This is a genomic window from Hungatella sp. SL.1.14, assembly GCF_024460495.1.
Taxonomy (GTDB): Bacteria; Bacillota; Clostridia; order Lachnospirales; family Lachnospiraceae; genus Hungatella; species Hungatella hathewayi.
The window spans coordinates 141776-154794 of the sequence record NZ_JANFYJ010000001.1; the positions used below are offsets into that span (position 1 = coordinate 141776).

The 13019-nt window shown below is 50.6% G+C and carries 13 protein-coding genes; 12 read left to right on the top strand and 1 reads right to left on the bottom strand.

What is annotated here, in order from left to right; translation table 11 throughout:
• Nucleotides 1-4 precede the first annotated feature (4 nt).
• The 3 genes from rnhB (at nucleotide 5) to pgeF (ending at nucleotide 1944) form a co-directional block, all read left to right on the top strand.
• The gene (rnhB, locus tag NE473_RS00690) at nucleotides 5-646 is read left to right on the top strand and encodes a ribonuclease HII (protein ID WP_055648852.1); all 642 of its coding nucleotides are present in this window, start codon (nucleotides 5-7) and stop codon (nucleotides 644-646) included.
• A gap of 11 nt (nucleotides 647-657) precedes the next feature.
• Nucleotides 658-999, top strand: a complete 342-nt coding sequence (locus NE473_RS00695) for a YraN family protein (RefSeq protein WP_022032581.1) — start codon at nucleotides 658-660, stop codon at nucleotides 997-999.
• A gap of 87 nt (nucleotides 1000-1086) precedes the next feature.
• Nucleotides 1087-1944 carry a peptidoglycan editing factor PgeF gene (gene pgeF / locus NE473_RS00700; protein ID WP_055648853.1) on the top strand — a complete coding sequence of 286 codons (858 nt, stop codon included), beginning with the start codon at nucleotides 1087-1089 and terminating at the stop codon, nucleotides 1942-1944.
• A 215-nt stretch (nucleotides 1945-2159) separates the two neighbouring features.
• On the opposite strand, the gene NE473_RS00705 is transcribed toward pgeF, so the two are convergent.
• Nucleotides 2160-3368 carry a ribose-phosphate pyrophosphokinase gene (locus tag NE473_RS00705; RefSeq protein ID WP_022032579.1) on the bottom strand — a complete coding sequence of 403 codons (1209 nt, stop codon included), beginning with the start codon at nucleotides 3366-3368 and terminating at the stop codon, nucleotides 2160-2162.
• A gap of 207 nt (nucleotides 3369-3575) precedes the next feature.
• Between NE473_RS00705 and NE473_RS00710 the strand changes: the two genes are divergently transcribed.
• The 9 genes from NE473_RS00710 (at nucleotide 3576) to NE473_RS00750 (ending at nucleotide 13007) form a co-directional block, all read left to right on the top strand.
• Nucleotides 3576-4943 (top strand): DUF512 domain-containing protein, encoded by a 1368-nt coding sequence (locus tag NE473_RS00710; RefSeq protein ID WP_055648854.1) that lies wholly within the window; start codon nucleotides 3576-3578, stop codon nucleotides 4941-4943.
• The gene (gene der, locus NE473_RS00715; RefSeq protein WP_055648855.1) at nucleotides 4936-6264 is read left to right on the top strand and encodes a ribosome biogenesis GTPase Der; all 1329 of its coding nucleotides are present in this window, start codon (nucleotides 4936-4938) and stop codon (nucleotides 6262-6264) included. Before NE473_RS00710 ends, der begins: the two co-directional genes overlap by 8 nt.
• Before the next feature lie 3 nt (nucleotides 6265-6267).
• A complete protein-coding gene (plsY, locus tag NE473_RS00720; protein WP_055648856.1) occupies nucleotides 6268-6903 on the top strand; it encodes a glycerol-3-phosphate 1-O-acyltransferase PlsY in 636 nt (211 codons plus the stop codon).
• Nucleotides 6904-6920: 17 nt separating this feature from the next.
• Nucleotides 6921-7925 carry an NAD(P)H-dependent glycerol-3-phosphate dehydrogenase gene (locus tag NE473_RS00725; protein ID WP_022032575.1) on the top strand — a complete coding sequence of 335 codons (1005 nt, stop codon included), beginning with the start codon at nucleotides 6921-6923 and terminating at the stop codon, nucleotides 7923-7925.
• A 199-nt stretch (nucleotides 7926-8124) separates the two neighbouring features.
• Entirely contained in the window at nucleotides 8125-9345 is a 1221-nt protein-coding gene (locus NE473_RS00730; RefSeq protein WP_055648857.1) for an ABC transporter substrate-binding protein, read from the top strand.
• Between the two features lie 192 nt (nucleotides 9346-9537).
• The gene (locus tag NE473_RS00735) at nucleotides 9538-10419 is read left to right on the top strand and encodes a branched-chain amino acid ABC transporter permease (RefSeq protein WP_039892877.1); all 882 of its coding nucleotides are present in this window, start codon (nucleotides 9538-9540) and stop codon (nucleotides 10417-10419) included.
• Between the two features lie 9 nt (nucleotides 10420-10428).
• A complete protein-coding gene (locus NE473_RS00740; RefSeq protein ID WP_055649012.1) occupies nucleotides 10429-11523 on the top strand; it encodes a branched-chain amino acid ABC transporter permease in 1095 nt (364 codons plus the stop codon).
• 2 nt (nucleotides 11524-11525) lie between these two features.
• Nucleotides 11526-12284, top strand: coding sequence for an ABC transporter ATP-binding protein (locus tag NE473_RS00745; protein ID WP_055648858.1), 759 nt, complete (start codon nucleotides 11526-11528; stop codon nucleotides 12282-12284).
• Nucleotides 12285-12296: 12 nt separating this feature from the next.
• Nucleotides 12297-13007 carry an ABC transporter ATP-binding protein gene (locus NE473_RS00750; protein ID WP_055648859.1) on the top strand — a complete coding sequence of 237 codons (711 nt, stop codon included), beginning with the start codon at nucleotides 12297-12299 and terminating at the stop codon, nucleotides 13005-13007.
• The last annotated feature ends 12 nt before the right edge of the window (nucleotides 13008-13019 follow it).

Consider the following 13019-nt stretch of genomic DNA (forward strand, 5'->3'; position numbering starts at 1 on the left):
TGCGATGAGAAAGTTAAGTGAGGAGAAACTGGCTGCCGAGCGGGAGCGCTTAGAGCAGATGAAAAGCTACGAAAGGCAGTACGGGGATCATATCCTTGTCTGCGGGATTGATGAGGCGGGCAGAGGCCCTCTTGCCGGCCCGGTGGTGGCCGGTGCGGTGATTCTTCCAGGAGACTGCGAGATCCTGTTTTTAAACGATTCGAAGAAGCTGTCAGAGAAGAGGCGCGAGGAACTGTTTCTGGAGATCCAGGAGAAAGCGGTGAGCTTTGCGGTAGGAGTGGTGGGCCCGGAACGGATTGATGAGATCAATATTCTTCAGGCCACCTATGAGGCCATGCGACTGGCAGTCAGTCAGCTGACGAATTCGCCGCAGGTGCTTTTAAACGATGCAGTGACCATTCCGGGACTGGATATTTTGCAGGTTCCGATTATCAAGGGAGATGCGAAGAGCGTTTCCATAGCGGCGGGCAGCATTATGGCGAAGGTTACGAGGGATCATATGATGGTGGAGTACGACAAGCTGTTCCCTGAGTACGGCTTTGCGAAGCATAAAGGCTACGGGACGGCGGCGCACATCGCGGCGCTTAAGGAGTTTGGCCCCTGCGCCATTCACCGGAGGAGTTTTATCAGGAATTTTGTGGATTGACGGGGAAGTGAATGAATAAGCATGAGATCGGCAGCGGCTATGAAGAGATGGCGGCTGCCTATTTGATAGAACAGGGTTATAAAATAATTGCCAGAAATTTTTCGGACCGGCGCGGAGAGATCGATATCATTGCGAGAGACGGGGAGTATTTGGTCTTCGTCGAGGTGAAGTACCGGAGAGATGAAAAGCAGGGCAATCCGGCAGAAGCGGTGGACTTAAGAAAACAACAGCACATCCGTCATGCCGCAGAATACTATTTATACAAAAACAGAGTCAGCGACACCATGCCGTGCCGGTTTGATGTTGTCGCCATACTCGGAGACCGGATCACGCTGATCCGTGACGCTTTTTGACGCTTCGCTGTCAGTGGAGGGGCGTCTTACCGGCGCTGTGATTCATGCGCGGACTGTGCAGGTGATTGTTTCAAAGGAGGTTTGACGATGAGAGATATATGGAAGCGAAAACAGGAGATGGCGGTGCTCGATTACCGGACAGCCAACGGTGTTCCGTATCTGTCCTTTCCGGCTCTGGAGAGGACCGGAATCGTGTGCCACGGGTTTTCCACTCGCATGGGAGGCGTGAGCACCGGCGTGTATTCTACCATGAATTTCGCGTTTTTAAAGGGGGATGATCCGGACCATGTACGGGAGAATTACCGCAGGATGGCGAAGGCGATCGGAGTGGATGAAGAGAAAATGGTGCTGTCCTGGCAGACTCACACGACCAATATCCGCAAGGTGACGGAAGATGACGCAGGAAAAGGGATTACCAGAGAACGGGATTATCAGGATATTGACGGCCTGATCACGGATGTGCCCGGCCTGACGCTTGTGACGTTTTATGCAGACTGCGTGCCGCTGTACTTTCTCGATCCGGTTCGGCGCGCCGTGGGCTTAAGCCACTCCGGCTGGAGAGGTACCGTGGGCCGTATGGGGCAGGCAACGGTAGAGGCCATGGGCCGGGAGTACGGTTCGAACCCGGGGGATATCATCGCCTGCATCGGTCCCAGTATCTGTCAGGACTGCTACGAGGTGGGAGAGGAAGTGGCTGCGGAATTTCGCCGGGCATTTTCGGAAAAATACTGGCCGGAACTGCTGTGTGCGAAGCCAGAGGGAAAGTACCTGCTGAACCTGTGGCGTGCAAATGAGATTGTTCTCCTGGAGGCGGGAGTAAAAGCAGAAAATATCCAGGTCACCGATATCTGTACGCACTGTAATCCGGACTATTTATTTTCCCACAGGACGATGGGGAGCGAGAGAGGAAACTTAGCGGCATTTCTTTCGATAAAAGAATTGTAAGAATAAGAGTCCGGCTCGCCGGATTCCCGCGCCGGAGCGCGGCTGCTTCAGCAACCATACTTTCTCAGCGCGGAGTGCACCTCCTGCCCGGGGGATTTTTATGCAAAAGGAGTACTTTCCTATTACATAAAAAACTCCCTCCTTACCGGCTGCGGACTGGTGGAGGGAGTTTTGTTATGGCTTTTTCTCTCTGCAGGCTGTTTCCCAAACAGTGCCTACAGGATCGTCTGATAGTAATCGTATCCGTCGCTGTGGCGTTTCTTGAGAAGATTCTGTATCTTCTCGGTGGGTGAAAGCGCGGTGCTGATCGAGACATCGTGGTTTAAGGAGTTGATAATGGCGGCGATATATTTACTGATATCGGCTTCCACATACCATTCGCGGCTCAGAAGCTCCTTTGGACGGTAGTTTAAGTTGGTCGTCACCACCAGGTCGATGTATTCCTTTGCGTAGTATTCGTCAAACTTGTCCAGACCGTTCGTAAAGAGTCCGAAGGTACAGCAGACGATGACTTTTTCCACTCCCCGCTCCTTTAACTCTTTGGCTGTGTCCAGCATGCTCTCGCCGGAGGATATCATGTCATCCACGATCAGTACGGTCTTGCCTTCCACGGAGGATCCCAGGAATTCATGAGCCACGATGGGATTGCGTCCGCCCACGACTCTGGAGTAGTCCCGCCGCTTATAGAACATACCCATATCAACACTCAAGTTGTTGGCCAGATAGACAGCGCGGTCCATGGCGCCCTCATCCGGGCTGATAACCATGAGATGATCCTTATCGATAGGCAGATTCGGATAGTGGCGCAAAAATGCCTTTACAAACTGGTAGGTCGGCATGAAATTGTCAAAACCGTGAAGCGGAATCGCATTCTGTACGCGCGGGTCATGAGCGTCGAAGGTTATGATGTTGCTGACTCCCATGGAGGTCAGCTCTTCTAAAGCCATGGCGCAGTCGAGTGATTCACGCTTGCTTCTCTTATGCTGGCGGCTCTCATAGAGAAAGGGCATGATGACATTGACCCGGTGGGCCGTCGCCGAGCAGGCGCCTATGATTCTTTTTAAATCCTGGAAATGGTCGTCCGGAGACATATGGTTGGTATAACCATTGACGGTATAGGATATGCTGTAATTAGTGATGTCCACCATCGCAAAAATATCGGTTCCTCTGACGGACTCTTTGATGATTCCTTTCGCCTCACCGCTTCCGAAACGGGGGCAGCTGCAGTTTAGAAGATAAGAATCGACATCGTATCCGCGGTAATGGAGATCGGCCTCGCGCCGCTTTAATTCTTCGATATCGTTTCGACGAAAACCTACAATATGGTCGTTGACTTTTTCTGCCAGCTCCCGGCAGCTCTCCAGTGCCGCGATCTTTAGCGGTGCAACCGGCAGCTGGTCATTAAATACATAATCATTTGCCATGATAGTGAAATCCTCCATAAATTAATAACAGGCAGTCCCGTAAGACTGCCCAGTTCTAATCTTACATCCATTTATACCATTCTTCGACATAAGGCGTCAATAGCATTTCCAACATTTCATGGAAAAAAACAAAAAAGGGTTTCTTTACAAAGATTGATAATATTGTTATGATAGAGAAGATAAAACAGAAGGGAAATTACAGAAAATATGAGCAGAAAAGGTCATAAAATTAAGGCTGTGGATCCCGGATCCATCGCAGAGGCGCTGGAACTGGAGCCGGGCGACTGGGTATTGTCGATAGACGGCCATGAGCTGGAAGACATTTTCGATTATGAATATTACATCAACAGTGAGTCCATCGTTATGGAGGTCAGAAAGGCCAATGGCGAAGAGTGGGAGCTGGAAATAGAGAACGGATACGAAGATCCGGGAATTACCTTCGAGAACGGTCTGATGAGCGAATACCGCTCCTGCCGCAATCAATGCGTTTTCTGTTTCATCGACCAGATGCCGCCGGGAATGCGGGAGACGCTGTACTTTAAGGATGACGATACGAGACTGTCATTTTTACAGGGAAATTACGTGACGCTGACCAACTTAAGCGATTACGATGTGGAGCGCATCATCAAGTTTAAGCTGGCCCCCATCAACATATCGGTACAGACGACGAATCCCGAGCTCCGCTGCAAGATGCTTCATAACCGGTTTGCAGGACAGGCGTTAAAACGGATTGATGAGCTCTATAAAGCGGGAGTTCCGATGAACGGCCAGATCGTTTTATGCAAGGGGTTAAACGATGGGGAAGAGTTAGAGCGGACGATACGCGATTTATCGAAGTATCTGCCTTATATGGAGAGCGTTTCTGTGGTACCGGTCGGACTCTCCAAGTTCCGTGACGGACTCTATCCCCTACAGCCAATCGGGAAAGAGGAGGCCGTCAAAACCATTGATTTGATCGAGCGGTGGCAGAAAAAGCTTTTTGAAGAGCATGGAACTCATTTTATCCATGCCAGCGACGAGTTCTATATTCTCGCAGGCCGTCCGCTGCCGGAGGAAGAGCGGTATGACGGGTACATTCAGCTGGAAAACGGTGTTGGAATGCTGAGACTGCTGGAAGAAGAGGTGGAGTCCTCGCTTGGAGCACTGGAGGGAGACGGCCGGGAAGAAGAGATATCCATCGCCACAGGGCTGCTGGCGGCTCCGTTTATCGAACGCCATGTAAATACCATCCGCAGGAAATTCCCGAACCGCACGATTCATGTGTATCCGATCAGGAATTACTTCTTCGGGGAGCAGATCACCGTGGCCGGGCTGATCACCGGTCAGGACCTGATCGCCCAGCTTGAGGGAAAGCTTCTTGGCTCGAGACTGCTGCTTCCGGAGTGTATGTTCCGCAGCGGAGAAGAGGTGTTCCTGGACGATATTACCCGCGGCGAAGTACAAAAAGCTTTACAAGTAAAGGTAGATATTGTAAAATCAAGCGGTCAGGATCTTGTACAGACCGTACTTCATCCTGTGGAAGAGGGAAGCCCTTCCTATGAAGGATATGAGTTAAAGGAGATATCATATGAGTAAACCAGTTGTTGCCATCGTGGGCCGTCCCAATGTCGGGAAGTCTACGCTGTTTAATGTATTAGCCGGAGACACGATCTCCATTGTTAAGGATACTCCGGGGGTGACGAGAGACAGAATTTATGCCGACTGTACGTGGCTGGACAAGAATTTCACCCTGATCGACACAGGCGGAATCGAACCGGACAGCAGTGACATCATCCTGTCCCAGATGAGGGAGCAGGCGGAGATTGCCATCGCAACCGCGGATGTCATCGTCTTTATCGTGGACGTGCGCCAGGGACTGGTGGACGCGGATTCCAAGGTTGCCGACATGCTTCGCAAGTCCAAGAAACCGGTCGTACTGGCTGTCAATAAGGTGGACAGCTTTGAAAAGTTCGGCAACGATGTATACGAGTTTTATAATCTCGGTATCGGTGATCCGGTTCCGGTTTCCGCTGCTTCCAGACTTGGCTTAGGCGAGCTGCTCGATGAGGTAATCAAATACTTCGGCGAGGGCACCGGAGAGGAAACGGAGGATGACCGGCCGAGAATCGCCATCGTCGGAAAGCCCAATGTCGGCAAATCTTCCATTATCAATCAGCTGGTGGGAGAGAACCGCGTGATTGTATCCGATATCGCGGGAACGACAAGGGATGCGGTGGATACGGAGATCGTCCATAACGGAACAGAGTACGTATTTATCGATACGGCCGGACTTCGCCGGAAGAGCAAAATTAAGGAGGAACTGGAGCGCTACAGCATTATCCGTACGGTGACGGCTGTGGAACGCGCGGATGTGGTGGTGGTGGTGATCGATGCCACCGAGGGCGTGACGGAACAGGATGCCAAGATCGCCGGCATTGCCCACGAGCGCGGAAAAGGAATCATTGTAGCCGTGAACAAATGGGATGCCATTGAAAAAAATGACAAGACCATTTACGAATACACCAATAAGATTAAGGATACGCTGGCATTTATGCCGTATGCGGAATACGTGTTTATTTCGGCAAAGACAGGGCAGAGGACGAACCGCCTGTTTGAATTGATTGACATGGTGAGACAGAATCAGACGCTCCGCGTCGCCACGGGTGTGCTAAATGAGATTATGACGGAAGCGGTAGCCTTACAGCAGCCGCCGTCGGATAAGGGAAAACGCTTAAGACTCTACTACATTACCCAGGTAGCGGTGAAACCGCCGACATTCGTCATCTTTGTCAATGACAAGAATCTGATGCATTTCTCTTACACACGCTATATTGAAAACAAGATCAGGGAAGCCTTTGGATTCAAGGGAACCTCTCTCAAGTTTATAGCCAGAGAGCGCAGTGGAAAGGAACAGTAGGGTATGGAAAGAGTCATTTGTCTGGCGGCAGGCTATTTATTTGGCCTGCTTCAGACCGGCTATATGTACGGCCGGATGAATAAGATAGACATTCGTAATTACGGAAGCGGCAACTCGGGGACGACCAATGCGCTCCGCGTGCTGGGCATGAAGGCGGGAGCGATTGTCTTTTTCGGAGATTTTTTGAAAGCGTTTATCCCCTGTGTCCTTGTTCGGATTCTTTTTAAAGACCAGCCGGAGACCGCCTTTCTGCTGGTGCTCTATACCGGCCTTGGCGTTATTTTGGGACATAACTATCCATTCTATCTGAATTTTAAGGGTGGAAAGGGAATCGCGGCTACGGCCGGTCTCATTGTGGCCCTGGACTTACGGCTGATGGTGGTGACGCTTGCGGCCTTTGTCCTGATTGTGGCGGTGACGAGATTTGTTTCGCTGGGATCGCTGGTTGTGGCCACGATTTTTCTTGCGTGGATGATTGTCATGGGAAGTAACGGCAGCTACGGTGTCTCAGCAGGACATCTCCCCGAGTTTTACATCGTTGCGGCAGTGATCAGCGCCCAGGCATTCTGGCGCCACAGAGCGAATATCGTAAGACTGGTTCATGGAAATGAAAACAAAATAAGTTTTGGCAAAAAATAAGAATGAGGTGAAGGTTCATGGCAAAGATTGGGATTGTCGGGTCAGGAAGCTGGGGAATCGCTTTGGCGGTTCTTCTGTATAACAATGGTCATTCAGTATCCGTGTGGTCGGCGCTGCCGGAGGAAATCACGGAGATGAAGACGACTGGGCGCCATCACACTCTGCCGGATCTGGTTCTTCCGGATGGTATGATGTTTACAGAGAGCCTTGAGGAGGTCATGGAGGACAAGGAGGTGCTGGTTACCGCCGTTCCGTCCGTCTATGTCCGTTCTACGGCTCAGAAGATGAAGCCTTACTGCAGAGAAGGACAGATAATTGTAAATGTGGCAAAGGGAATCGAGGAGTCGACGCTTAAGACGCTTTCCGAGATTCTGGAAGACGAACTCCCCATGGCGGATGTCGCTGTTTTATCGGGCCCCAGCCATGCGGAAGAGGTGAGCAGGGGACTTCCCACCACCTGTGTCGCGGGCGCGCACAGCAGGAAGACCGCTGAGTACATTCAGTCCGTCTTTATGAGCGAGGTATTCCGCGTCTATACCAGCCCGGACATGCAGGGCATCGAACTGGGCGGATCCCTTAAAAATGTCATCGCCCTGGCTGCCGGTATTGCAGACGGACTGGGATACGGCGACAATACGAAGGCTGCGCTGATTACACGCGGAATCGCGGAGATTGCCAGGCTGGGAACGGCCATGGGAGGAAAGTTCCAGACCTTCTGCGGTCTTTCGGGAATCGGCGATCTGATCGTTACCTGCGCCAGTATGCACAGCCGGAACCGCCGCGCCGGAATCCTGATTGGAAAAGGATATTCCATGGAGGAGGCCATGAAGGAAGTAAAGATGGTGGTGGAAGGCGTTTATTCCGCAAAGGCTGCGCTGAAGCTTTCAGAAAAATATGGGATTGACATGCCGATTGTGGAACAGGTTAATGCAATATTATTCGATCATAAACCGGCATCGGAGGCTGTAAAAGGCCTGATGCTGCGGGATAAAACGATAGAGAGCTCCGACCTTCCGTGGTAAAATATGGATGGATGATTGAATTTTGAAAGAAATACCGGAAATTAGTTGACATTTTAAAAAAGCCATCTTATTATAGAGACTATGTATATATAGTCACAGGAACTGTATATATGAATTTTAAAAGGTAGCAAAGCTATCAAACCATACGGAGTGCTGTACGGACTCGGTATGTGAAGTGAAACAAGAGGAGGAATGAATTATGAAAACAACAAAGAAGTTGGTAAGCCTTGGCCTTGTTGCTGTTATGGCTGCATCCTTAACTGCATGCGGCGGCAAGAGTGACAATGGCACAACAACGGCAGGAACAGCTGAAACCACAGCTGCAGCAGATGCCGGAGCAGCTGAGCAGACCGCAGGCGGTTCCTTTAAGCTTGGCGGCATCGGACCGATCACCGGAGCAACCGCAATCTACGGACAGGCCGTTATGAACGGCGCTGAACTGGCGATTAATGAGATTAATGCGGCCGGCGGTATCGGAGGAGTACAGATCGAGTATAATTTCCAGGACGATGAGAACGACACGGAAAAAGCAGTCAATGCTTACAACACGTTAAAGGACTGGGGTATGCAGATGTTAGTCGGTACAGTTACTTCCGCACCGTGTATCGCAGTCGGCTCAGAGTCCAGCAACGATAACATGTTCCAGCTGACACCATCCGGTTCTGCTGTGGACTGCGCAAAGTTTGACAACCAGTTCCGTATCTGCTTCTCTGATCCGAACCAGGGTGCTGCTTCCGCACAGTACATCGGTGAGAACAAGCTGGCTACTAAAGTAGCGATTATCTACGACAGTTCTGATGTTTATTCATCCGGTATTCACGACAAGTTCATCGCAGAAGCTGCGAACCAGGGCTTTGAAGTGGTAGCTGACGAAGCGTTTACCGCTGACAATAACACGAACTTCTCCGTACAGATTCAGAAGGCACAGGACGCCGGTGCAGAACTGGTATTCCTTCCAATCTACTATCAGCAGGCATCCTTAATTCTGGTGCAGGCAAAGCAGATGGGATACGAACCGGAATTCTTTGGCTGTGACGGTCTGGATGGCCTTTTAACGGTAGAGAACTTCGATACATCACTGGCAGAAGGCATTATGCTGCTGACACCATTCGCTGCAGATGCACAGGATGACTTAACAAAGAACTTCGTTACTACATATAAAGAGAAATACGGCGATACGCCGAACCAGTTCGCTGCTGACGCTTACGATGCAGTTTATGCAATCAAGGCGGCCGCAGAAAAGGCAGGTATCACTCCTGATATGGATGCATCTACGATCTGCGATAAGTTAAAGACCGCCATGACAGAGGTTTCTGTAGACGGATTAACAGGTTCAGGCATGAAGTGGACCGCTGACGGCGAGCCGGAGAAGGCTCCGAAGGCTGTAAAGATTGTAGACGGCGTATACAATGCAATGTAAGTTTATCAGGTACATATTGCTTGGTATATGACCCAATAGAGGGTCGTCCAGAGGACGACCCTCTTCTTTTCAAATCTAATACCCGCGGCAGTACCCGATATAGCAGGGCATGCAATCGCCGGCTGGACGCGCGCTGTGTCCGTCTGCCTTGCTGCTCGCGGGAATAAACAACGAATGAGGTGCGATGATATGATGAGTTTCATATCCTATTTTATTAATGGTCTAAGCCTGGGCAGTGTATATGCCATCATTGCGCTGGGATACACCATGGTATATGGTATCGCCAAGATGCTGAATTTCGCTCACGGCGATGTCATCATGATCGGAGGATACGTGGTATTCACCGTTGTCAGCACGATGGGGCTTCCACCGCTTGCCGGCATTCTTCTTGCTGTCATCATATGTACGGTTCTCGGTGTCACCATTGAGAAGGTCGCGTACAGACCTCTCCGTATGGCTTCACCTCTGGCTGTCTTAATTACAGCAATCGGTGTCAGCTACTTACTTCAGAACATCGCGCTGCTGGTTTTTGGATCCAATCCGAAGTCCTTTACATCAGTTGTTACGATTCCGGCTTTGAAGCTTGCAGGAGGGAGACTGACGATTTCAGGGGAAACGCTGGTTACCATCGTTTCCTGTATCGTGATTATGGTGGTACTGACTACCTTCATCAAGAAAACGAAGGCAGGGCAGGCCATGCTGGCTGTATCCGAAGATAAAGGAGCAGCCCAGCTGATGGGGATCAATGTGGATGGAACGATCGCGCTGACTTTTGCCATCGGTTCCGCATTAGCCGCCATTGCGGGTACCTTACTCTGTTCCGCATATCCGACCCTGACGCCGTACACCGGCTCCATGCCGGGAATCAAGGCCTTCGTCGCTGCTGTATTCGGCGGTATCGGCTCCATTCCGGGTGCGTTTATCGGCGGCCTGTTACTGGGCGTGATTGAGAACTTAAGCAAGGCCTATATTTCTTCCCAGCTTTCCGACGCCATTGTTTTCGCAGTCCTGATCATTGTGCTTCTTGTAAAGCCTACCGGTATTCTGGGCAAGAAGATTAACGAGAAAGTGTAGGTGCGGGTCATGGGAAAAAGTGGAAAGACGAAAAGTCTGCAGATAAATAAAACAACAAGAAGCAATTTGATTACATACGGTATCGTCATCGCAGCCTATATTATAGTAGAGATCCTGATCAGCGGGGGGCACATGAGCAGCCTGATGAAGGGCCTTCTGGTACCTCTCTGCATCTATACGATCATGGCTGTCTCCCTGAATTTAACGGTAGGCATCCTGGGCGAGCTGAGCCTGGGACACGCCGGTTTTATGTGCGTGGGAGCATTTGCCAGCTCCTTATTTTCCATCTGTATGCTGGATACGATTCCCAGTGCAGGAATCCGTTTTACGCTGGCAATCCTGGTAGGCGCCGCGGCCGCGGCTGCAGCCGGCATCGTCGTAGGAATTCCGGTGCTGAGGCTGAGGGGCGACTATCTGGCCATAGTTACGCTGGCATTCGGTGAGATTATTAAGAATGTGGTCAATGTCATCTATCTGGGAAAGGACAGCAACGGCATTCATGTCTCCATAAAAAATGCCATGGCGCTTCAGATGCAGGAAGATGGTCAGATAATTATGAACGGCGCCCAGGGAATCAACGGAACGCCGAAAAACGCCACATTTACGGTGGGGATCATTCTGATTCTGATCACACTGTTTATCGTCCTGAATCTGATTCATTCCAGATCCGGCCGTGCCATCATGTCGGTGCGTGACAACCGGATTGCGGCGGAATCCATCGGTATCAACATCACAAAGTATAAACTGATGGCGTTTACCATATCCGCTTCCTTAGCCGGTGTTGCGGGCGTTCTTTATTCCCACAACTTATCGGCTCTGACGGCGACACAGAAGAATTTCGGATACAATCAGTCCATTATGATTCTGGTATTCGTTGTGCTGGGCGGAATCGGCAACATCCGCGGATCCATGATTGCCGCAGTGATCCTGACTCTGCTTCCGGAGATGCTCCGCGGACTCAATACGTATCGTATGCTGATTTACGCAATTATTTTGATTGTCATGATGATTTTCAACTGGAGTCCGAAATTTATCGATTTCAGAAAACGTCACTCTCTGAAACGGTATTTTCATAAGAACACGGCAGATAAGGAGGTTTCATAAGCATGGCATTACTTGAAATTAAAAACCTCGGCATCTCTTTCGGCGGACTGCGCGCCGTGGATGATTTCAGCATTACCATTGAGAAAGGCCAGCTCTACGGACTGATCGGCCCTAACGGCGCCGGTAAGACGACGATATTCAACCTGTTGACCGGTGTATATAAGCCTAATATGGGTACGATCCACTTGGATGGAATGAACATCACAGGGAAGAAGACTATGGAGATCAACCGCGCGGGTGTCGCCAGAACCTTCCAGAATATCCGTCTGTTTAAGGAGCTGACTGTGCTCGACAACGTGAAGGCGGGTCTTCACAATCAGTATTCCTATTCTACCATAGCCGGAATTCTGCGTCTTCCCAAGTATTTTAAGGTGGAGAAGACGATGGACGAGAAGGCGGTAGAACTTCTGAAGGTCTTTGATCTGGACTGGGAAAAGGATACTCTGGCCTCCAATCTGCCATATGGCAAACAGCGGAAGCTGGAGATCGCCCGGGCACTGGCAACGAATCCGAAGCTTCTGCTTCTCGATGAGCCGGCGGCCGGCATGAATCCCAACGAGACGAAGGAACTGATGGACACCATCCGGTTTGTACGCGATAATTTCGATATGACGATTCTTCTGATCGAGCATGATATGAAACTTGTCTCCGGTATCTGTGAGAAGCTGACTGTGTTAAACTTTGGTCAGGTACTCGCCCAGGGCAATACGGCGGATGTGTTAAATGACCCGGAGGTCATCAAGGCATATCTCGGAGAATAGGAGGAGACGGGCATGGCAATACTGGAAGTTAAAAATCTGGAAGTGTATTACGGCGTCATCAAGGCGCTGAAAGGAATATCCTTTGAAGTAAATGAAGGGGAGATTGTAGCCTTAATCGGAGCCAACGGCGCGGGCAAAACGACGACGCTGCATACGATCACCGGTCTGTTAAAAGCGGCCGGCGGTTCGATCGGCTTTGATGGCTGCGATATTACAAAGGTCCGGGGCGACAGGATTGTCGGAATGGGAATGGCTCACGTTCCCGAGGGCAGACGTGTGTTTGCAGATCTGACCGTATTCGAGAACCTGAAGCTGGGAGCTTATACGAGGAAAGACAAGACGGAGATCGAGGAGATGCTGCAGATGATCTATAAGCGCTTTCCGAGACTGCTGGAGCGCAGGAACCAGCCGGCCGGAACCTTGAGCGGCGGAGAACAGCAGATGCTGGCCATGGGACGAGCACTGATGTCGCATCCGAAGCTGATTGTCATGGATGAGCCGTCCATGGGCTTGTCTCCAATCTATGTCAATGAAATCTTCGATATCATTCAGGAGATCAACAAGTCCGGAACCACGGTGCTTTTAGTGGAGCAGAATGCGAAAAAGGCGCTTTCCATCGCAAACAGGGCCTACGTGTTGGAGACGGGAGATATCGTTCTGAGCGGAGATGCGAAGGAACTGATGAATGATGATTCGGTGAAGAAGGCTTATTTAAGTGAGTAGGAAGTTGGAGCG